Below are 22739 nucleotides of genomic sequence, written 5' to 3' on the forward strand. Positions count from 1 at the left end.
TAATTAAATTTAGAAAGAGGTAAAAAAAAGAGCTAATCAATATATAGCTCTCTTTTATCATTTTATTCTATCGCTTTACTCTTAATCGAAAGAGTAAACCGAGTATAATAATAAATGGCAATGAAAAGCTTCCTCCTGATGAATCGCTCTGAGTTATTGGCACAGAGGATTCGTTTGAAACATTTGGTAACACTTCTATTTCAAACGAACCAACCCATTCACCACCATCGGCCAATAAAACCTTATATTTAATATTGTCATATAAAGCCTGCCTGCGCTCTGTTGGCGCATTATAAACAATCTGAGCATCGATTATATTAGCTACCCCATTACGCGGGGCTTCAAGAATATTTAACGCTTTCACCTCACCGTTAATATTTGGAAACAAATTGACTTCATCACCGTATTTGACTTGTAGCGATTTCGTTTCCAACAACGATACTTTCTTTTTATGCACATCAATAGTGACCGATTGTTCGGTATATCCCCCTACGGGATCCTGCACCTTAACGCTCAATCGATACTTTTCGCCATCCAACGCATCGTTGGGTACACGTATAGTCAATGCTTTCGACTGTGTACCACTTAGTGCTAATCTAGCGCCTTCGGTCTGAGTCCAAGTAACCTGATGCTCAGCTGAATCGACATCCGTAATCGTCGTTACTTCAAATATCACTTTCTGACCAGCTATAGCACCGACCTTAATCTTATTGAGCTTAAATTGCGGAGCATCGTTCACCGGTCTGATTTCAACGTCAACAGTCGCATACTCACTTTTGTATCCAACACCATCAACAAGTCGATAGGTAAAATTATCTCGCCCAAACTGGTTAGTAGAGGGAAAATATGTACCACCTCTGATAACACCTTTAACTGGCTTACGACCTATCTCAATTGAATATGGGTGAGATCTAGGCAAGTTAAGATCATTGGCCAATAAATTGAGCATAAACGGACTGTCTTCTTCCGTATCGACAGAGTCATCTACCGCAATAGGCTTAGCTTGCGCTGGTTGTTCAAACAGTATCGCAAAAGGAAAGTTTTGGCTGAAGGCACGACTCAAGCCTCGAGTTTTATAATCAGATATGGCCCCTGAGAATTGCCTTTTCCTCTGTCCGTCACCCAAGTAAGCATCTAAAAATTGTGTTGAATATTCAGGTGTCCCGTTTTCAATTTCTAAAACCAGTAACTTGGAGCCAAGCCCAAGCTTTACAGGCTCATCGAAAACAATCTGCCCTCCACCTTGTTGTGCAACACCTCGATGCAATAAACGACCAAAGCCTTCATTAATCACAGCATTACCAAACATTGATTGAAACGGGTACTCAACCAATCGATAGAACATCGGCATAGCGACACTCGTCGCTTTAGCGTAAAAGTGTAACCCTGCGATATCCTCACGACCCTCAACAACGTCAATGGCGAACCCAAGTACGTTTGTATTTGTACTATAACGCGGATAAGTTCGGCCAAATGACGTGACCCAAGATGACTTAGTGGCCGCATTGGGGCTCACTAGCGAAAATGTTGCTTTATCAGCATCACTACTAATATTTGAGATGGTTACATCGGTACTTCTTCCCGCGGTAATGTCAGTCAAAGATGGTTTAGAATCATCAGAGAGATTCGTCACTGTCTCTCTGCCGGGAAAAACATCGCCCGAGTCACCGGATGAAAATCCACTCTCGAGTAGCCCATCGCCATCAGCCTGAAATACCTGAACCTGCATCGGACCATCACTATTGAACTGGTTATCTATATTTACCGCCGTAATGAGCAAGCCTTCGCCAAGAAGTGCTTGGTCATAATCGGTCTTGCGTCGGTTCTCAATATAAGCTCGAGGCCCAAACTGCTTTAAGTATGGGTCAAGGTGAATCACACTTTCCCCCTTAATAGTGTCAATTTGTACCTGGCCATTCTCTGAAAGAACGGTCGGCTTAAGAAAACCTGACGCCTCTTTACTCCAGGCCAGCATGTTTACTGGAGTTTGACCTGCGTACTCATCACTGGGCTTTCTTGCCCAGCTTCCGCCTCCCATCAAGCCCCAATGCCCAATTGAGCCATCATGTTTATAAGAGTAAAGATCCGGCAAACCCAACATTAAATGCCCAAGTTCGTGCGCAATTACCCCCATGGTGGACTGATGGTCGTCTTGATAATCAGCAAACAAGCAATAAGCGCTGATTCGCTTTCCGTCAATCTCAACGGTAGTGTGAGCGTACTTATGAGGCCAAATCGTTGGGGTCTTTCGTGTACCGCTAGATTTATCATTACCCGCAAAGACGAACATAACAGAGAGTTCTTGAGGCGAGATGCTATCGTCATTGTTCGAGTCATATTGAGCAAGATTAAAATCCACGTCTAGGGCTTCATACGCTTTTTCAAACACATTATTGAGTTTAGTTTGGCAATTACGCTCTGATTTGGAGTGGCAGTTTGGATGTTCAATATCTAAAGTGACATTAATGACACCGTCATTCTTTGTTCCTTCACTCTCTTTCGCCGGAACAACTTTGTAATTACCGTAGCTATTTTTTAGAAAGTAGTCTTGAACGCTCTGTTGATCGGTTCCAAAAATCGTCGACTGAAAATCATGGTCCACTTTTTCGTTTGAAAAGCTAACCTGCACCACTAATAATGGCTGCTCTATAATTTTATTTTTTAGAGCACGACTTTCATACAAACTTTGGTTCCTGACATAATTAAACCTCTTTTGGTTAGCCGCAGGTGATTCAATTAGTTCTTCAAAATATTTTGGCTCGATTTTTATATGCTTAACATTAGATTCAAAAGGTACATCTGCCTCACTTGAAGCTATCACCCCGGTGGACACTATTCTGCCGTGCTCGTCTTCATTCTTTTCATATCTTGCAAAATACCATTGACTGTCAGGGTCTTGTATATAGAGGCTGCCTGTTTGGTCTTGATACCAAAACATATGCTGAGAGCCCATTAACCGCAGTTCTTTAGAACTGCCGTCAACAAAAGTTATTATATGCCAAATTGGTGCAGGTAAAGTGGTTGCTTGTACCGTACAAACAGCTAATAACGCTGTTATGAAGGTACAAATTAGTTTTGTCCTCATTAGGATAATCCCATTAATAATTCTTTCTCAATAAGAGATAATTGATGCGTTAAATGCAACGCGATTTTATCAATGGGGATTTATGTAAACCAATTAAGTTTCTAACTAAACCTATAAATAATATTTATACCTAATCTTATATAAACTTAATTTATGACAGTATAAATAAATGGGAAGGCTGAATAACCCACCCATTTTTAATAAGAATAAAAGCGTATTAAAAAGGAAGACAACAACAAATAGTTTATTTATTAATTAATGTCATCTGCTCATCTAAGTTCAGTACCGTTAAAGCATTACTTACACTAGTCGCAATCACGTCAACCACACCTGTTCTTAGTGCACCTAACAAAGCAAGAGGCTTACTGTTCTCAGCAGCGATGGCGATTACTTCAGCGATAGGACGGAACTCTTCCAAACCTAAGCCGATGACTCGGTCACTCATTACTGTGTTTGCCGCTTTGCCGTGCACATCGAAAAAGTCATAACCCGCAAAGTCACCGACTACCCCTTGTAGTAAACGAGATTGAACGACCTCTCCCGCCGTAAACCAACCTAGGTCGACCATATAGCTATTTTCACTCATATCACCGATACCCACTAAAGCGACATCCGCCTTACGAGCTAGATCCAGTGTTTGCTTAACAGTGCTGTTCTCCATAAAAGCGGTTTTTTGTGCTTTGTTCTCTGCATAAGCAGGCGCATATAAAGTTTCTGATGAACCACCGTACTTCTTAGCTAGCTGTCTACATATATGGTCAGCATTAAACATACCGCCTCTTGGGTGAATACCGCCGATGCCGCATACAAACTTACAGTCTCGCGGTGTGATCACTCCAGTATGGTGAGCAACCGACGATACGTTTCGACCTTGGCCGACCGTCACTACCATTCCGTTTTTTAAGGTGCTCGTTAGATAGTTCGACACCAAGCCCGCAACCTGTAAACGCTGCTTATCTTCATTTGGCTGATCAAGAGCGACTAATGCACGCTTCACACCAAACCTTTCGATGAGACGCTGTTCAATTTTGGCACTGAACACAGGGTGGTATTTCACGGTGATCTCAACAATCCCTTCATCGCGGGCTTGTTTGAGCATTCGACCAACCTTTGCACGAGAGATAGAGAACTTTTTTGAGATCTCTTCTTGAGTCGCGCCATCCTGATAATAAGCAACTGCCACTTCAGTGAGGAGATCAGTGTTTTCTTCGGAAACATCTTGGATATTGTTACTCATATATCACTCAACCAATATTTAACAATTATTTTACCTACTATGCTCCTAATATAGGAGAGCTCAGTAAGTGATACATAAGCTTACACCCTGAACATATGTAACAACAAGGAACATTTACTCACTATGATAACCTTGATTTAGCTGTTGATTAATTAGACTCAATTGAGCCGCTAAACGTTTGCTTGTATACCCCATGATTACTAGAGCGAAATATATTTGACTGAAGTCACCATACAGCACTATTTACCGTTGACTTTAGGGCTAGATCGGATAAATATGGCTACATCATTTACTCATCGATCGATCAAATGTTCTGTGCAAATGTTCGTTCGGAGAAAAATTTAAATTGATGTAAGTTTGACTCACTGGTACAACCATGAGGAACTTCATTAGTTCGCTTGCAAATGCCCACACCTCTCCCATTAAAGGGGTGTTCTGCGATACATAGGATGATCAAAATGAGCAATAAATTAGAGCAACTTCGTAAACTAACAACTGTTGTAGCTGACACTGGCGATATCGAAGCTATAAGCAAGTACACTCCTGAAGATGCAACAACTAACCCATCTCTAATTCTTAAAGCTGCTCAAATTGCTGAGTACGCACCTCTAATCGATGCTTCTATCGAATACGCTAAAGCGCAAAGTGGCGACAAAGCTCAACAAGTTCAAGACACTTGTGACATGCTTAACGTCAACATCGGTAAAGAAATCCTTAATGTTGTACCTGGCCGCATCTCTACTGAAGTAGATGCTCGTCTTTCTTACGACATGGAAGGCAGCGTTGCTAAAGCTCGTCAACTTATCAAAATGTACAACGACGCTGGTATCACTAACGACCGCATCCTTATCAAACTGGCTTCTACTTGGGAAGGTATCCGTGCTGCTGAAATCCTAGAAAAAGAAGGCATCAACTGTAACCTAACGCTTCTATTCTCTTTCGCTCAAGCACGTGCTTGTGCTGAAGCTGGCGTATTCCTTATCTCTCCTTTCGTTGGTCGCATCATGGACTGGTACAAAGCGAAAGAAGGTCGCGATTTCGAAGCTTCAGAAGATCCAGGCGTAATTTCTGTTTCAGACATCTACAACTACTACAAAGAGCACGGTTACAAAACTGTTGTTATGGGCGCAAGCTTCCGTAACATCGGCGAGATCCTTGAACTTGCTGGCTGTGACCGTCTAACTATCGCTCCTCAACTTCTAGCAGACCTAGAAGCAGCTGAAGGCGACGTAGTAGAAAAGCTAATCGACTCTAACGGTACTAAAGTGCGTCCTGCTGCAATGACTCACGCTGAGTTCCTATGGGATCACAACCAAGACCCAATGGCTGTAGAGAAGCTAGCTGAAGGCATCCGCAACTTCGCAGTTGACCAAGGCAAACTAGAAGACATGATCGCAGCTAAGCTGTAATCACTCTTACCAATTTCAAATAGGGGAACGTTCAGTTCCCCTACTTTTATCAATTTGTTTATCTTAATTTTTATTCGGAAGTTTCTATGAACCGCAAACATCTAGCTAACGCTATCCGTGCTCTAAGCATGGACGGCGTACAACAAGCAAACTCTGGTCACCCGGGCGCTCCTATGGGCATGGCTGACATCGCTGAAGTACTTTGGCGCTCTCACCTAAACCACAACCCGTCAAACCCAGAGTGGGCTGACCGCGACCGTTTTATCCTGTCTAACGGCCACGGCTCAATGCTGATTTACTCTCTGCTTCACCTAGCAGGTTACGAGCTTTCAATTGAAGACCTTAAGAACTTCCGTCAACTTCACTCTAAGACTCCAGGTCATCCAGAGTACGGCTACGCACCTGGCATCGAGACGACGACGGGTCCTCTAGGTCAAGGCATCACCAACGCTGTTGGTATGGCGATGGCTGAGAAAGCTCTAGCAGCACAGTTCAACAAAGAAGGCCACGACATCGTAGACCACTACACTTATGCATTCATGGGTGATGGCTGTCTGATGGAAGGTATTTCTCACGAAGCATGTTCTCTAGCGGGTACGCTAGGTCTTGGTAAGCTGGTTGCTTTCTGGGATGACAACGGCATCTCTATCGATGGTGAAGTTGAAGGTTGGTTCTCTGACGATACGCCTAAGCGTTTTGAAGCTTACGGCTGGCACGTAATCCCAGCAGTTGATGGTCACGATGCTGACGCTATCAACACGGCTATCGAAGCAGCTAAAGCGGATCCTCGTCCGACTCTAATCTGTACTAAAACATTAATCGGCTTTGGTTCTCCAAACAAAGCAGGTACGCACGACTGTCACGGTGCACCATTAGGCGCTGACGAAATCGCAGCAACTCGTAAGCAACTAGGTTGGGAGCACGGTCCTTTTGAAATTCCGTCGGAAGTTTACTCAGAGTGGGATGCGAAAGAAGCAGGCGCAGCAAAGGAAGCAGCGTGGAACGAGAAACTTGCAGCTTATGAAGCAGCATACCCTGAGCTGGCAGCTGAATTCAAACGCCGCGTAAACGGTGATCTTCCTGCTGAATGGGAAGAGAAAGCATCGGCAATCATCGCTGATCTTCAAGCTAACCCAGCCAACATCGCATCACGTAAAGCATCTCAAAATGCACTAGAAGCATTCGGTACTATGCTACCTGAATTCATGGGCGGCTCTGCTGACCTTGCGCCTTCTAACCTGACTATGTGGTCTGGTTCCAAGTCTCTTGAAGCAAATGACTTCTCTGGTAACTACATCCACTACGGTGTACGTGAATTCGGTATGACGGCTATCATGAACGGTATCGCTCTGCACGGTGGTTTCGTACCATACGGCGCAACGTTCCTAATGTTCATGGAATACGCTCGTAACGCTATGCGTATGGCTGCTCTGATGAAAACTCAGAATATCCAAGTTTACACACACGATTCTATTGGTCTTGGCGAAGATGGTCCTACTCACCAACCGGTTGAGCAGATCGCTTCTCTACGTCTGACTCCAAACATGAGCACATGGCGTCCATGTGACCAGGTTGAATCTGCTGTTGCTTGGAAACTGGCAATCGAACGCAAAGATGGTCCTTCTGCGCTTATCTTCTCTCGTCAAAACCTTGCACAACAAGATCGTGACGCTGAGCAAGTAGCAAACATCGCTAAGGGTGGCTACATTCTGAAAGATTGTGAAGGCAAACCAGAGCTTATCCTTATCGCAACAGGTTCTGAAGTTGAGCTAGCGGTTAGTGCTGCTGCTGAACTAACAGCTGAAGGCAAGAAAGTACGCGTAGTATCTATGCCAGCAACTGACGCATTCGACAAGCAAGACGCTGAATACCGTGAGTCTGTACTTCCATCTGACGTTACAGCACGTATCGCAGTAGAAGCGGGCATCGCTGACTTCTGGTACAAGTACGTTGGTTTTGGTGGCAAGATCATCGGTATGACAACGTTCGGCGAATCTGCGCCAGCAGGCGAGCTATTCAAGATGTTCGGTTTCACTACTGAAAATGTAGTAAACACAGCAAAAGAACTTCTAGCTTAATCTGCTAATCAGTTAGCTGATTTCTAAGCACATAATAGAAAGCCCTGCTCTTTTGAGTAGGGCTTTTTTATACCTGTAAACTTTTACCGTTATAGAGATAATTAGAGCCTTTTGACGCTAAGCATGAGAAGCTCGTTAAGCTCAAAACAATGGCGGTAACAATAAGGGGACGCATGTTGATAACTCTATTATTAACGTGAAATATGGGAAGTGTAACTTAATCACAATTGAACGATGTTTTATTTTTGTTTCAAAGCTTTCCTAACCATCACTTTCACCTATGAAAAAGCCCTGCGCAATACGCAAGGCTTTCTATTAAATCTGAGTCAGATTAGCTGCGGTAGCTATTTTTCTTCGAAACGCTTCGCCAATTGATAGAATTCATTCACTTGCTCTTTGAGCTCCTTCGAATGATCTTTGACTGAATGTGTCGCCACTAGGTTTTGCTCGGCGGTCGACGCGATAGACTGCATATGAAGGTTTACGTCACTCGATAGCTGACGCTGTTTATGCGCAGAACTTTCAACCGATTGCATTAACTCGTTCATCGATTGCATTAAGGTTTCAACCTCAGACAAGCGTTCAGCACTCACTTTTGCCACATCACCACATGCGTCAGTCTGCTCTTTGTTCGCTAGAATATCTTTTTGCCAGCCTTCAATCGTTGTCAGCATGGTATCAATGCTCTCTTTGATCTGAACCGTCGCCTTAGATGTGCGACCGGATAACGCACGTACTTCATCAGCAACTACCGCAAAGCCACGTCCTTGCTCACCTGCTCTCGCCGCTTCTATCGCAGCGTTCAATGCCAACAAGTTGGTTTGTTCAGCAATGCCACCGATCTCTTCCATTATCTTGCTGACACTTTGCGCTTGGTCGCTCAGTTGATACGTCGTGTGCGTTGCTTTCTCGGCCTGCGAAGCCAAGCTTTCAAGGTTGCGGTGTGTTTGGTTAATACTCTCTTTCGCACCCGCACAAGTTTGCAGGGTAACATCGACAATCTGATGCGCTTCTTCGGTACGAGAAGAGACCTCATTCGCCGTGACTTCAACCTCTTCCGTTGCTTCACGCACTTGAAGTATGTCTTTAGTCTGTTGATCTAAGGCATCTGAAACTTGGTAAGAAGTCGCATTAAGATTGTCGGCTAAATCTTGTAACGGCTTTGCTGAATCCGTCATACGGCCTAACACCGTTCTGATTCGCGCAGACAACAGCTTCAAATGGAAATCGGCGATAGAGAACTTACTATTTCCGGAGTAGACAAGGCGACTCACACTATCGAATTTCGACTGCAATTTTTTAAGCTGCAAAGGCGTATCAATAAGCTCTTGCCTGAATAGGAGTGCCAATGCAGAAACTGGAAGCAAGCTTAGAAGCCATTGCGACACTTGCCCTACTTCGACAAGGTTTGAAATCAGTGGTGCAGCTAGCGAGCCCAATAGCACAGCATAACGAACACTGTCATTGATCTGCAGCGACCATTGACGACCAGATTTCTCAGCCTTTAATAGACCTTGGTATGCTTTATCGGCAACTTGTACCCATTCGTTTTTAGGCTTCACACGAACAGACTGGTAACCACTCACCTTGCCATTATCGTAAATTGGTGTGACATAAGCGTCGACCCAATAAAAGCCACCGGACTTCGTTTTGTTCTTTACGATTCCACGCCACGCTTTACCTTGCTTGAGGTTAACCCACATATCCGCAAACGCGGCTTTGGGCATATCAGAATGCCTCACAATATTGTGGTGTTGCCCAAGCAACTCTTGCTGACTGTATTCTGCAATACGGCAAAAAGCATCATTACTGTAAGTAATCACGCCTTTGAGATCGGTGGTTGATACAAGCTGTTCGCTTTCGTTTAAAAGAGTTTCACGTGTTAGAGAAGCTGAGCTGACGTTCATTTTTATTAACTTTTGTATTTATACGTTATAGCAGTCAAATATATACAATAAATTAAATTATGACAAAATATGAACGTCACAATTTTTGTAAATGACTGCTTTTTATACAGATATGAGCGGGTACGTCACAGAGATAACAAAACACTAGGATAATTCCAAGTTAACGGCAGTGCTGAACTTTACTGTTCGCATCGAAATTGAAGTGTGGAACTTGCGAATGTTTAAGTCTTTGCGAAGCAAACGCTCAACAAAGTTTTCATACGCTGGGATATCTTTAACCGTAACAATCAGCATGAAGTCATAACTGCCTGAGATTTGATAGCACTGAGTCACCTCTACGCTTTTCCGAATCATGATACCAATCATCATCGTGATCAAAGTTATCGAAGAGCTCGGTGGTATCCTTATTCTTAGCGAATGGTTGAGCCCGATAATGGAAAGTGTCGGGTTACTGAAAGAGCCCAAACACGGGCTCTTTTTGCCATTCTAGAACCCCACTTCATCGAACTATTGTGAAATCTGTTTTCTTGAAGCACTTTAAAATCGCGCTTATTAGCCTAATTATCGATATTTCGAGTGAAAATAATCTGAGACTGGATACTTACTAAACACTCAATTATTACATGCATTTTTTTAGTACCGACAATAAAACATTTGTTTGATTAATTATAACTCCACACCTTACATAAAGAGCTCTGAAGCATAATAACCATTTACCTAACACTGATATAAAATATTAAAACTATCAACTATTAATTCACTCAAACCCACTAAATAACTGACAATAAAGTAAATACAAAGCCTTATTTGATATTAACTCTTAATGTTGAAACCGTAACGCATAATGATTTGTAATGATTATTCGTTTGATTGGTTAATTTTATAAATATATTTTGTTACGTAATGAAAAATGATGGCTTGATATGAAAATGTCACATAAAACAATGGCTTTAATGGCTTTATCTTTTTCCTCACTGTCACAGGCTTCCACTATTGAAAATGATGAACTACTGCTCAAGTCATTGATTGAAAAAGGCGTTATCTGTCCTGGCTTAACCTACAAGGACAATCAAGAAGCTTTGCGTCTCTATCTCAACGCCAAACGAGTAAAGAGCATTCCGTTTGATTCAAAAAACACACAAGAAACGGAAAATACAAATGAGATAGCGGATACAAACAAATCTACTAACAAACGTCAGATACCTAAAACACCAAAAGAGTGTATTAAGCCGAACTCGGACAACCGTTCCGAATAAGGTAAGTTGATTCTGATATCGACATGGAAATACAAAAAAGGAAATGTAATGAAGATAATGAAGAAAACATTGTTGGCCTCAGCAATGCTTACTCTATTTAGCGCCAGTAGTTATGCTAAAACACCGATTGATTTAGGTGTTGTTAATGAAGATAAACTCATTGAAATGCTAGTAAGACAAGGCTTAGTCGATCAAGATGCAACCGATGTTGCAAAACACGATGCTCTTGACCGTTACTTGAAAAATAAGATCAATTCCGGTTTTAAAGGCGATGCGCAATTTGGCAAAAAGGCCATGGAGCTTCGCGCCAAAATTCTCAAAGCTATCGAGAAAGAGTCTGGTGTCAAAAAAGCGAGCGTATTCGCTCTAGAAGTGGGCAACAAGCGCACAGACAAAGTACTCGCGCTACTCGTCGACTTCCCTGATTTAAACTGGGATAACAACAAGCTGACCGAAGAGCACACCCAAATGCTCTACAATAGCTACAACCCAGAACATTATCAAGAGTTGCTGTTTTCAAACTCTGGCTACACAGGGCCAAACGGCGAAAACTTAATCTCGATGCGTCAATATTATCAAAGTGAGTCAGGCGACAGTTACAGTGTGGCAGGTCAGACAGCAGGTTGGTATCGCGCTTCTAAGCCAGCAGCTTTCTACGGTGGCAACTCCCCTACTACCGATAACGACCTAAATGCTCAAGAGCTCGTTCGTGAAGCACTCAATCAGCTAGCTCAAGACCCTAGCATCAACCTCGCTGATTACGATATTGAAGATCGCTACGATTACGACGGTGACGGAGACTTCCGTGAACCGGATGGTGTGATTGATCACCTAATGGTGTTCCACGCATCTGTTGGCGAAGAAGCCGGTGGTGGCGTATTAGGCCCAGATGCTATCTGGTCTCATCGATTCAACCTTGGTCGTACACATGTGCTTGAAGGTACCTCTAGCTCTCTTCCTGATCGTTTTGGTGGCCAATACGCAGCGTTCGATTACACCATTCAACCGATTGACGCCGCAGCGGGTGTATGTGCTCACGAGTATGGCCATGATTTAGGTCTGCCAGACGAATACGACACGCAATACACAGGCAAAGGTGAACCAGTATCTTACTGGTCAATCATGTCTTCGGGCAGCTGGGCTGGTCAAATTGGTGGTACACAACCAACAGCATTCAGCTCTTGGGCAAAACACTTCTTACAAAAATCGATTGGCGGTCGTTGGATTAACGATGATCAAATCTCGATTGATGACCTAGAAGACAACCCACAGGTTTATACGCTGTTCCAGACTACGGATAACAGCCGTCCGAACATGATTAAAGTAGATCTTCCAGAAAAGCAGATCGAAGGTTTAAAACCGTTTGCCGGTGAGTATTCGTTCCACTCCCAAAAAGGTGATGACCTCAAAAATAGCATGACACGCAAGTTGATGATTCCAGCCGGTGATTCAGCGCTGCTTTCGTTCAAAACTTGGTATGAGATTGAGAAAGACTACGACTTTGCCCGCGTACTCGTGAATGGACAAGCCATCGCAGGCAACATCACCTCAATGGATGACCCATACAATACAGGTCTAGTCCCTGCTATTGGTGGCGAATCTGGCGGTTGGATTGACGCTGAGTTTGACGTTTCACAATGGGTAGGCCAAGAAATAGAGCTTACGTTTGAGTACATCACCGATGGTGGCTTGGCGATGGAAGGCTTCTATCTGGATAACCTCAGTGTGATCGTTGATGGTGAAGTCACCTCAATAGACGATGGTGAAAGCAACTCCACCTTCGCCCTCAATGGCTACAAGCTGAGTAATGGATTCCACCAAGCGCAGCACTACTACCTGCTGCAATGGCGTAGCCACATGGACGTTGATGAAGGTCTAGCCAACATCAAACGCATGGGTCAACTGATCTCATTCGATCCAGGTTTGATCATTTGGTACGTAGACGAGTCACTGACTGATAACTGGGTAGGTAAACACCCAGGTGAAGGTTGGTTAGGTGTGGTCGATGCTGACCAAAATGCCATGACTTGGGAAAAATCCGGTGAAGTTGCTCAAACTCGTTACCAGGTACGTGATGCTGCGTTCTCACTCAAAGATCATACCCCAATGCGTCTTGTGAACAGCGACAATGATGTACTTGAAGATACCAGTTTGATTGGCAACGCTAGCTTCTCTGACGACCAAGATTACACGTCTCCTCAAGCACCTGATTCAGGACGTATCCTGACGGAGTTTGGCTTAGCCGTTGATATTTTGAATCAAAGTAACGACAACGAATACGGTGTGGTGCGCTTATCTAAAGTAAGCCAACATAACGTCGCCCCTACTGCGAACTTCGAGCTCAATGTTACTGGTCTGAACGTTTCTTCACGCAACTTCAGTTCCGATCAAGATGGTGAGATCACCAGTTATCTATGGGACTTTGGTAACAGCACAACAAGCAACGAAATGGCACCAACTTGGTCTTACGAGCAAGCCGGTGATTACACGGTGAGCTTGACTGTTGTCGATGACAAAGGTGCCACTGATTCGTTCAGCTCAGTGGTGAGTGTTGAATCTCCAAACGCTCTTCCAGAAGCAAGTGCGAAGCACATTCACTTGGGTCGTTGGGTAACTATGTGGTCAACAAGTTCAGACAGTGATGGTCGTATTGTTGATACCGAGTGGACACTTCCAAACGGAAAGGTGAAACGTGGTCGTACATTCACTTCTATCTTTCCTTCATACGGAGAGCACGAGGTGACACTAAAGATAATCGATGACCAAGGCGGGATTACGACTAAGACAATTTTAGTCGACCTATAAATAATCTTAGGTCTTAAACGATAGACCATCAAAATAAGTACGCGGCTCTATCACGCGTACTTACAAGCAAGCTTAAGCACTGCTGTCATCGGACATCAATCCACGACAGCAGTTTTAAGAAAACGTTATTATTTAAGCCGTAAGCAAAAGCCCTACCGATTTGGTAGGGCTTTTTATTGGTCGCAGTTCAAGATGCTTACGTTTTAATCACAATAACGGATTTGCTGAACCACCATTCTATGAACCATTACACTGGTTGCTTTTGAATGCGTGATTTACGCGCACTGAATGCAAACAATAAGATCACCGCCAAAACAAACGGTAGAACATAAATATTGAGATTTTGCCAACCCACCGTTGACTCCAACCAGCCAGACAATAACGCCGTGACGGTCACACACCCAAATACAACAAATTCATTAAACGCTTGTGCCTTGGCTTTATTTTGCGATTGATAAGACTGGCTAAACAAGCCTGTCGCAGCGATGAACATAAAGTTCCAACCCACACCAAGCACAACCAAAGCCGCCCTAAAGTGCCAAATTGATACGCCATGGATATTGATGGCAATACTCACCACAAATAACACACCGCCCGCAAGGATCATCATTCTTGATCCGAACTTCTCGATGAGAGAACCCGTAAAGAATGCAGGCACAAACATACCCAACACGTGCCACTCTATGACACCAGCGGCCTTAGTAAAATCGAATCCGCAACCAATCATCGCCAATGGCGTTGCAGTCATCAAAATGTTCATCACGGCGTAAGCAACCATGGCCGCAAACACAGCACCAATAAAGTTTGGCGCCTTAACGATCAGACTTAAAGGATCGGTTTTGGGAGCCTGACTATTAAAAGAGACCTTAGGAAACTGAATGGTTTGTAATAAGGCTAAAGCTAAGATGTTCAAGCCGATCAGCGAAGCAAAAGCACCGATGTACAAGCCATCTGCTGACCATTGTTGAGACATGATCGCTAAGTTAGGCCCGAGTACCGCCGCCAATACTCCACCAGCCATTGATATTGAAATCGCACGGTGTCTCGCATTTTCGTCACACACTTCGATAGCAGCAAAGCGATAAAGCGTACCAAAACCGATACCTATCCCGAGCAAAAATGTGGCGAAGCAAAACAGATAGAAATGTTGCTGAGATAACGCGTAAGTCGCGAGGCTTGCTCCGGTAATACCCACCACATTACCGATACTAAATCCTCGTTTTCGTCCTAACTTACCTGAAATTAAAGACGCAGGAATGGTGGCTGTCATTAAGCCCAAAAACTGTAAGGCAACGGGTAAAGTAATCATACTGACACTGGGAGCAATCTGCTTGCCTATCAAACCAATCACCGAGATCAGTAATATGTTACCCGTCATCAATAAGGCCTGACACAGTGAGAGCAGCCAAACATTTCTATTCATCTTCGTTCCTAAATATGAGTAAAGTTGGTCACTAGACCAAAAATCCAACAAAGTCGCAACACTTTGTTAAGTCTGATGAATTCAAGTAAATGACCATTCGCTTAATACTTCGAACGATATTCCACCAAAGGTGCTTTGATCTTCGTCGCTTTACGATCTGGATTTGAAATTATCATTACTTAAGATAATAATAATTTTTTGTTATTCCTAAGCTTTGTTGTTTATAGTCTTTGTTATTCATAGGCTCTGTTACTTATAAGCCTTTTATCCATGGGCGTTAGCATTTAAAGGTAAGTATGATTAATCCACTTTGGCTCAATACATTTAAGACTCTGGTTGAAGTTGGTCATTTCACCCAAACCGCAGAAAAGCTGTATATGACGCAACCAGGCGTTAGCCAACACATCAAAAAGCTTGAGCAAGCTTGTAACTGTGATTTGTTATCGAGAGAAAACAAGAGTTTCGAACTGACCGAACAAGGTCGGATTATGTATCGCTATGCGCTCAAGCTAGAAAAAGACCAAGAATACCTTTTTGAGTCACTAAGCTTTGACAACCCGTATTCAGGGCAATGTAATCTATCATGCTCAGGTTCGCTCTCTTTGCGTCTTTATCCAAAGTGTCTTGAGTTACAGCAGCAACACCGAGAGTTGAACATTCACCTCGAAGCTGCGCCGAACAAGAAGATATTGAATGACTTACTTGAAGGCACTACCGATATTGGCATTGTGAGGCACTCGCCGAACGACAGTTATTACCATAGCCAAGTCATAGGCAAAGAAGCCTTGTGTCTTATCGTCCACCACAGTCTTGCTGATTTGGAGATAACGCCACAAGTTCTGCACGAGATTGGCCTAATTGCCCATCCAGACTCCGCTCACTACCTGTCTTTGTATTTCGATTTATGCGGAGATAAACATCTGGCCAACATCAACGTGAATGAAATACCAAAATCTGGCTACATTAATCAGCTTCACCAGATATTGCTGCCAGTATCGAAAGGGCTTGGATTTACGGTTTTACCTGCTGGCGCTGTGGAGCATTTTCCAGAACGCGATAAGTTGTATGTTGTCCCGCCAAAAGTGGAAGTTGAAGAAACACTGTATTTGGTTCAGAAGCGAAACCGAAAGCTGCCACACAGATACAACACGGTAATCGAGCTAATTAAACAAAACGTCAGCAATTAGTTCGGTATAGATAGACTTAAAGCTTTTAACTAGTTCGTTATTTCACTGTAAGAACTAAAGGCTTTAATGTTGATGTGATATTTATAAAAGACAGCTACTCAGAAGCGCTAAGCCTCTCTTTGGCTCGTTCAAAGTCGTAATTATCTAACGCACTTCGAACACCTTTGAGAACAGCAGAATGTGGATACTGTGCCAGCAACTCAGTCGCGTATTGAGTTGCCTCGTTATCATAAGCAGCCAACAATGAAAGTAACTGAATGCGCTGTTCTGACGTGATACTCGGTGAGCCAGCAGTATCAGCAATACTCGCATTAGCTTGTTCAGTCCCTGTCGTATTGGCTCCTTCAGCACCAGACACATCAAAGCTGCTCTCAACCGCTTTAATCAGTTCGATTAACCCGATCTCACCTTGTTTAAGACCGTGCTCATCACACGCCTTATTGTGAGCTTTGCTTTCTAAATCACTGAGTAACTCAGCTAATCGTAATCCACCAATTGAAGCCACCATACTTTTTAAGGTATGCAAATTCCGTTCTAACGTCACCCACTCACCCTGAGTTAGGTTATCGACTATTTGCGACATAATGTCAGGGGCACTTTGGCAGAATCTATCAAGCATCTTGGCCTGCAGTTTCACGTCATGATAAGTCAATTGTTCGAACCGAGACGGCGAGAACACAGGTAGAACCATTGGATCATCGGAGCTTAGTTTCGAACGGCTAGAACTGCTGTCTTGTATCGTGTTTGAAGGTGACTCTGGTGTGACTTGGCCTTCAACCAATACCTCTGGCACGATGTATGTGGAGATCAACGACGTCACTTTATCGATAATGATCGGCTTATCCAAGAAGTCCGTTACACCCGCTTCCCTTGCTCGTTGTTTCGCATCGGCAAACACATTGGCAGACATGGCAATAATTGGCACGTCTTTATCAAACTCACGAATCAAATGTGTGGCTTCGAAACCATCCATGATCGGCATTTGCAGATCCATAAAGATCATTTCGTAATCATTACTTTGAGCTAACTCTACCGCCTCTTTACCATTCTCAGCTAAGTCAACATTCAGTTTAGAGCGAGTAAAGAATGCCAAAGCTAAGTCTTGATTCAACTCATTATCTTCAACGAGCAATACCCTTTGCCCTTTGAACTCTATCTGGTAATCCAATTGCAGCTCTTGGGCTTTAAAGTCTGCTAATTCTTCAGCGCTTGCTCTGGGTAATGTCAGTACAAAAGAGAACTCACTACCTTGGCCTAAAACACTCTCTACGCTAATTTGGCCACCCATCGCATGAACCAATTTCTGGCTAATATTGAGTCCTAATCCTGTGCCACCGAACCTACGTGTAGTTGTGCTATCTGCTTGGCTGAATGCTTCAAACAGCTTGTGTCGATTCTCATCAGAAACTCCTATGCCAGTATCGGCCACCATCACCTTCATGGTCAGGCTGTCGTCGTCTGATTCAACAAGAGCTACGGTTAACGAGACACTGCCTGTTTCCGTAAACTTAATCGCATTACCAACAAGGTTGAGTATCACTTGGAACAGTCGTAGTGGATCGCCACGCAGAGGAGTGTCTAACTTCGGATCAATCGACATCGACAGGTTGAGTTGCTTTTCAGCCGCTTTTGACTCCATAAGGTCAATCACATCTTGGAAGGTCGCTAGCGCATTGAATGGGATACTGTCGATCAACAGTTGTCCTGCTTCTATCTTAGAAAAATCGAGGATATCGTTAATAATGCTTAACAATGAATGCCCTGAACGATGCACTTTCTCGACGTAGTTTTTCGCAACCGGATTCGCTATCTCTCCAATCGCAAGATAAGACAGACCAATAATCGCGTTCATTGGCGTTCTAATTTCGTGGCTCATGTTCGCTAAAAACTCAGACTTGGCTTGGCTTGCAAGATCCGCTCTCTGTTTCTCTTCTTCAAGTTGTTCGTTAAGACGCTTCATTTCAGAGATGTCGAACGCCCAAAATAGCGTCGCTATCTCGCCATCTAGCTCAAACAAATAGTAACTGACGAGAGCGACGAAACGGGTTCCATCAGACTTTTTAAGCACCAACTCCTTATTTTCCACCTTGGCATTGAGTTTAAGCTCCTTATGTACCTCATCCCGAACGGATAAGGAGTCATGAATAGCAGCCACATCGATAGAATCAAGATCCAGACCTTCAACTCCAAACAAGCGTTTCGCAGTGTCGTTGGCATAACGAACCTTCTCTTCTAACACAACACTCGCAGCGATTGGAGAGCTATTGAGCATATTGTAGAGCTGCTCCTGAGCCTTCTTAAGCGCCTCTGTTGCATCATTGGCAATACTTATCTGCTTCGAGAGTTTTCGATTCCAGAAAACGATAAGTAACACGATCAACAAAGCAAAACCTGAAATGGTATAAACCAATTCGTAATCGATTCTTTCTATCGCTTTTGGTGCTGCCCACTTCGCCGATATCTTTCGATGTTCTTCAGCAGAAATGCTCTCAATCGCCTTATTTATAATCGAATAAAGCAAAGGTTCAGACTTGATGACATGTAAGGTGGGTGAAAGGAAAAAATCGAGTCGTCCGATAATCCCGATCTCACGGTGACCAAATGAGTCAATGAGGTAGTTGAGGACGTCGACAGTATCGATCATGCCATCTAAGGTTTTATCATCCAATCGGTTAAGTCCATCTGCCGTAGATTCTACCTCCACCCACTCAACGTTAGGGTATTTCTCAACAATCGCGTCAGTGTTTGCCGCGTTCTTCAAGATACCAATTTTCCAACCATCAGCTTCTTCAAGTACCAAGCTACTAACGTCTCTTCTCGATGCAATGGCCAAACGACTTGAAAACAAGCTTTTAGCTGCTTTGACGTTATCCCCTAACGAGCGATTTTCTTGAGCAGCAGAGACCAGATCCACCTCATGATGATCAACTAAGCTTCGAGTCTCAGACCAACTTGCCACGTCTACATGATTGATGCCTAGCCCTGTTTTTTGCTCAATAAGCGTTAAATAATCGTCAATCATCCCGATATACTCTCCGGTATTTGATACCGCCTCATAAGGGAGAGAGTCTGGATCGATACCTATCCTCACGCCTGGGTTATCTTTGATCCATTGTCTTTCTTTTGGACTTAAATTTAAAATCTCACCAATTAAATTGTTTGCTTGATACACATCTGCGATATAGCGTTCGGCCGATTCACCAAACGAATCAAACTGCTCGACCGCAGGAAAATAAACGTGGTTTCGTTCTAGCGATTTAGTATCAAAATAGAAAGTCATCGAGCCAGAATTAATCGTTCCTCCCTTGGTTCGATAATTCGCCATCTTGGTAACTGATGAAAAGTGAGAGGTGTTTTTCTTCTCTCCGTATTCATCAACTAGGTTGCCGATGTACCAAGATTTGATCGGGCGATTATTGTTATCCGCTTGTGCGGTGATCACCTGAAAAGAACTGTCCGTGTCAAAAATTTCAAACACTTCCGTCAACTCTTCAAAGCGGTCATTGACGATAAAATACGCGGATATTTGCGCGATAGTATTCGCTTTTTTAAGGACTAGGCCTAAATCACTTTGAACCTGCCTCTCGATGATTTGGTTTAAGCCATCATCTGCCTGTTTAAGCCTTTTAATCGCGGCATTAAAGCTATCTCTGATTTCTTCGCTCTTAAAATCAACATAGATCGGATACTCAGCCTTATACTCGTCATGTAACGTGAGCTCTGCCATTTCGATAAAACGAGTATTGGTGATAAACCATTCCAGTACTCTTCGTTCAACCATTAACAGGTCAACATTTTGAGCCCTAAGCTGTGAGAATGCCGATTCAAGACCTTCGTAGTCTTCGACACGATCGATGTCTAACTTGCCCTTTAGTACTTCAACAGAGTTTTTAATTGGCGAGGTTTCGTCGAACAGTAACGCCCCTAGTGACAAGTCTTTCTGGGACTGGAGTTTAAGTTTGCGGCGAGTCAGTGAAACCGGAACAAACTCAACATTAAGAACGTTATCACTTAAAAAGTGCGCATTAGGATCATCAAACTGAACACCAGAAACAAAAGCGATGGAATTGTTGTTGTCAATGGCCTTTCTAGCGGCACTAGGAGGCAGAGTGACAACGTCACCCAGCTTGTATCCCATATCATTGAGAGCGCGTTGAAGAACATCGTGCTCTAGCCCTACTGCGGTACTGTCTGGGTACATATATGGAGGGTTACCAAAGCCAAATACACCATTTAATGGCACTCGATAAGGAGAGCTGTCTAACCACTTTGAGAGAATCTGGTTCTTATTGCCCATATCGAAGGTTTCAATCTGTTTGTTGATGAGCGTCAGCAGCTCTGATTCATCGGTCCGAACCACCATCGATGCTTCTAACCTTTTCCAATGCTCCAGAAAATAATTGACCGCGAGATCATGAACACCAATCTTTTTTGCCAGATCCATGGTGGTGATGGGCTCACCGACTATGCCTTCAACATCGCCAGCCCCTAACGCACGTACTGCATCAATAACGTTATCAAAATCCACTCGTTCAATAGAGCTCAATTGGACACCAGCTCGGTCCAAGTCGATATTTTCATTAACCATCGCGATGCGGCGCTTTTGAGTTTGGTCGATATTCGTATCTATTTTGTTGTCGATGGGAACAATCACTGCGACCTGATAAGGAAGATAAGGATCACTCGCGAGAAAACGGCCACCTTCACTGGGGTCAAACCGTTGGAAAGGAAATACATCCCCTCGCCCTTCTAACAAGGCATCTTTGGCCTTAATACGTGAATTCACGCTTATAAATCGCGTATGAACACCAAATCGATTTTCAAGATCGAGTGCCCAGTCTTTGATGATCCCAGAAACCTTTCCGTCATCATCGATAAATGAGTAAGGGTAATGATCAGAAAGCGCAATAAAGGTGATGGTAGGTTTTGCTTCAAGCCACTGATTTAACTCGGTATCGGTCACTTCATCCGCATTGGCACTGCGAAGGACCAATGGCCACAACAGTAAGCCAATGACAAGGGAGACAACAAAACGATTAAGCGACAACATTAAGCGATCACTCATCTTTAAATTGCTCTTTAATCTCTAGAATATGAGGTAAGTTTTCGAACAAGAGCTCCACAATTTTAGGGTCAAAGTGTTTGCCTTTTTGCTCTTCGAACAAACTCAATGCTTCATCGACACTCCACGCTTTTTTGTAGGGTCTTTCTGCTGTTAGGGCATCAAACACATCAGCAACCGCGGCGATACGTCCCACCAAAGGAATGTCTTCTCCCGCGATCTGATTTGGGTAACCGCTGCCATCCCATTTTTCGTGATGATATTGAGCCACCTGAATCGCCATGCGCATCAGTTTGGAATCGCTCTGCCTGCCAAGTATCTCAACACCATACTCGACATGCTTCTGCATAATGGTCCACTCGTCAGCGTCCAATTTACCCGGCTTGAGTAATACGCTATCGGGAATACCAATCTTGCCAATATCGTGCATCGGAGCTGCATCACGCAAGGTTTCGGCATCTTCGTCTGTCATGCCCAAGGCTTTGGCTAATATTTCGCAATAATGGCTCATACGCATTACATGCATGCCGGTTTCATTATCTTTAAATTCTGCCGCTCGGCCTAAGATGTTCAATGTCTCTAGCTTGCCGAGATTGATCTCTTGGGTTTTCTCTTTTACCTGACTAAACAACGCGCGTTGCTGGTCATAAAGTGCGATATGGGTTTTTACACGTTGTAGAGCTATTTCAGGTGTAATTGGCTTCGTTAAATAATCAACAGCCCCCAAGGACAAGCCTTTTACTTCAGCTTCAGGGCCAATCTTCGCGGTAACGAATATAATGGGGATATGCTCAGTATTTGGCTGAGATTTTAATTGACGACACACTTCGTAGCCGTCGATGTCAGGCATCATGATATCAAGGAGAATAAGGTCTGGCTGCGGTACCATCTTGGCAACTTTAATACCAATGGTGCCATTAATCGCGACCTTTACTTGATAGGTATCTTTGAGTATTGCAGTCAACACATCCAAATTGCTTGGGGTGTCATCCACGACTAACACTGTGGGTTTACGACTCATTGATACCTCGTATAAAAATCAAACAGTTATAATCATAGTGTAGATGGCTTTTCACACCACTCAACATAAAAATGACAAATGATTATTAAAAATAAAGGATAGATCTTCGAGTGACATCAAACTAACGTTGAGCTCATATGCATTCAAGAAACTCGGCGTACAATATTTGAACAATTCACCGTTATATTCAATTTTTCACCCTTTGTGCAACTAACTTTATTTTGGTTAATCAAGCTTTCGAGCATTAAGAGGCGTTAGCAACAGATTCG

At 43.5% G+C, this 22739-nt stretch carries 11 protein-coding genes and 1 pseudogene; 5 read left to right on the forward strand and 7 right to left on the reverse strand.

What is annotated here, in order from left to right; genetic code table 11:
- Nucleotides 1–67: 67 nt before the first annotated feature.
- Together ACMAZD_RS24740 and ACMAZD_RS24745 are read right to left on the reverse strand one after the other, a co-directional pair.
- Complete coding sequence (locus ACMAZD_RS24740; RefSeq protein ID WP_435249862.1) at nucleotides 68–3085, reverse strand: M6 family metalloprotease domain-containing protein; 3018 nt, start codon at nucleotides 3083–3085, stop codon at nucleotides 68–70.
- A 244-nt stretch (nucleotides 3086–3329) separates the two neighbouring features.
- Nucleotides 3330–4322, reverse strand: a complete 993-nt coding sequence (locus ACMAZD_RS24745) for a sugar-binding transcriptional regulator (protein WP_435249863.1) — start codon at nucleotides 4320–4322, stop codon at nucleotides 3330–3332.
- Nucleotides 4323–4780: 458 nt separating this feature from the next.
- Between ACMAZD_RS24745 and tal the strand changes: the two genes are divergently transcribed.
- Together tal and tkt are read left to right on the forward strand one after the other, a co-directional pair.
- Nucleotides 4781–5731 (forward strand): transaldolase, encoded by a 951-nt coding sequence (gene tal / locus ACMAZD_RS24750; protein ID WP_435249864.1) that lies wholly within the window; start codon nucleotides 4781–4783, stop codon nucleotides 5729–5731.
- An 86-nt stretch (nucleotides 5732–5817) separates the two neighbouring features.
- The gene (gene tkt / locus ACMAZD_RS24755; RefSeq protein ID WP_435249865.1) at nucleotides 5818–7809 is read left to right on the forward strand and encodes a transketolase; all 1992 of its coding nucleotides are present in this window, start codon (nucleotides 5818–5820) and stop codon (nucleotides 7807–7809) included.
- Between the two features lie 344 nt (nucleotides 7810–8153).
- Here tkt and ACMAZD_RS24760 read toward each other — a convergent pair whose 3' ends face one another.
- Nucleotides 8154–9716 (reverse strand): methyl-accepting chemotaxis protein, encoded by a 1563-nt coding sequence (locus tag ACMAZD_RS24760; protein WP_435249866.1) that lies wholly within the window; start codon nucleotides 9714–9716, stop codon nucleotides 8154–8156.
- A 144-nt stretch (nucleotides 9717–9860) separates the two neighbouring features.
- Nucleotides 9861–10067, reverse strand: a pseudogene (locus ACMAZD_RS24765) (Lrp/AsnC ligand binding domain-containing protein); the annotation flags it as partial.
- A 578-nt stretch (nucleotides 10068–10645) separates the two neighbouring features.
- On the opposite strand from ACMAZD_RS24765, the gene ACMAZD_RS24770 reads away from it, so the two are divergent.
- A complete protein-coding gene (locus ACMAZD_RS24770) occupies nucleotides 10646–10972 on the forward strand; it encodes a hypothetical protein (RefSeq protein ID WP_435250546.1) in 327 nt (108 codons plus the stop codon).
- A 48-nt stretch (nucleotides 10973–11020) separates the two neighbouring features.
- The gene (locus tag ACMAZD_RS24775) at nucleotides 11021–13777 is read left to right on the forward strand and encodes an immune inhibitor A domain-containing protein (protein WP_435249867.1); all 2757 of its coding nucleotides are present in this window, start codon (nucleotides 11021–11023) and stop codon (nucleotides 13775–13777) included.
- A gap of 247 nt (nucleotides 13778–14024) precedes the next feature.
- On the opposite strand, the gene ACMAZD_RS24780 is transcribed toward ACMAZD_RS24775, so the two are convergent.
- Complete coding sequence (locus tag ACMAZD_RS24780) at nucleotides 14025–15251, reverse strand: MFS transporter (RefSeq protein WP_435249868.1); 1227 nt, start codon at nucleotides 15249–15251, stop codon at nucleotides 14025–14027.
- A gap of 245 nt (nucleotides 15252–15496) precedes the next feature.
- Between ACMAZD_RS24780 and ACMAZD_RS24785 the strand changes: the two genes are divergently transcribed.
- Complete coding sequence (locus ACMAZD_RS24785) at nucleotides 15497–16387, forward strand: LysR family transcriptional regulator (RefSeq protein WP_435249869.1); 891 nt, start codon at nucleotides 15497–15499, stop codon at nucleotides 16385–16387.
- A gap of 94 nt (nucleotides 16388–16481) precedes the next feature.
- On the opposite strand, the gene ACMAZD_RS24790 is transcribed toward ACMAZD_RS24785, so the two are convergent.
- Together ACMAZD_RS24790 and ACMAZD_RS24795 are read right to left on the reverse strand one after the other, a co-directional pair.
- Nucleotides 16482–21452, reverse strand: coding sequence for an ATP-binding protein (locus tag ACMAZD_RS24790; protein ID WP_435249870.1), 4971 nt, complete (start codon nucleotides 21450–21452; stop codon nucleotides 16482–16484).
- A complete protein-coding gene (locus tag ACMAZD_RS24795; RefSeq protein WP_435249871.1) occupies nucleotides 21445–22470 on the reverse strand; it encodes an HD domain-containing phosphohydrolase in 1026 nt (341 codons plus the stop codon). Before ACMAZD_RS24795 ends, ACMAZD_RS24790 begins: the two co-directional genes overlap by 8 nt.
- Nucleotides 22471–22739: the final 269 nt, after the last annotated feature.

This window comes from Vibrio sp. nBUS_14 (genome assembly GCF_051201655.1).
In the GTDB taxonomy this organism is placed as follows: domain Bacteria; phylum Pseudomonadota; class Gammaproteobacteria; order Enterobacterales; family Vibrionaceae; genus Vibrio.

Excerpts from the sequence above, each read along its gene's own strand:
- ACMAZD_RS24770 (WP_435250546.1), top strand. The coding sequence starts at position 10,646 with ATGTCACATAAAACAATGGCTTTAATGGCTTTATCTTTTTCCTCACTG.
- ACMAZD_RS24785 (WP_435249869.1), top strand. The coding sequence starts at position 15,497 with ATGATTAATCCACTTTGGCTCAATACATTTAAGACTCTGGTTGAAGTT.
- ACMAZD_RS24740 (WP_435249862.1), bottom strand. The coding sequence starts at position 3,085 with ATGAGGACAAAACTAATTTGTACCTTCATAACAGCGTTATTAGCTGTT.
- ACMAZD_RS24775 (WP_435249867.1), top strand. The coding sequence starts at position 11,021 with ATGAAGATAATGAAGAAAACATTGTTGGCCTCAGCAATGCTTACTCTA.
- tkt (WP_435249865.1), top strand. The coding sequence starts at position 5,818 with ATGAACCGCAAACATCTAGCTAACGCTATCCGTGCTCTAAGCATGGAC.
- ACMAZD_RS24745 (WP_435249863.1), bottom strand. The coding sequence starts at position 4,322 with ATGAGTAACAATATCCAAGATGTTTCCGAAGAAAACACTGATCTCCTC.
- ACMAZD_RS24795 (WP_435249871.1), bottom strand. The coding sequence starts at position 22,470 with ATGAGTCGTAAACCCACAGTGTTAGTCGTGGATGACACCCCAAGCAAT.
- ACMAZD_RS24760 (WP_435249866.1), bottom strand. The coding sequence starts at position 9,716 with ATGAACGTCAGCTCAGCTTCTCTAACACGTGAAACTCTTTTAAACGAA.
- ACMAZD_RS24790 (WP_435249870.1), bottom strand. The coding sequence starts at position 21,452 with ATGAGTGATCGCTTAATGTTGTCGCTTAATCGTTTTGTTGTCTCCCTT.
- tal (WP_435249864.1), top strand. The coding sequence starts at position 4,781 with ATGAGCAATAAATTAGAGCAACTTCGTAAACTAACAACTGTTGTAGCT.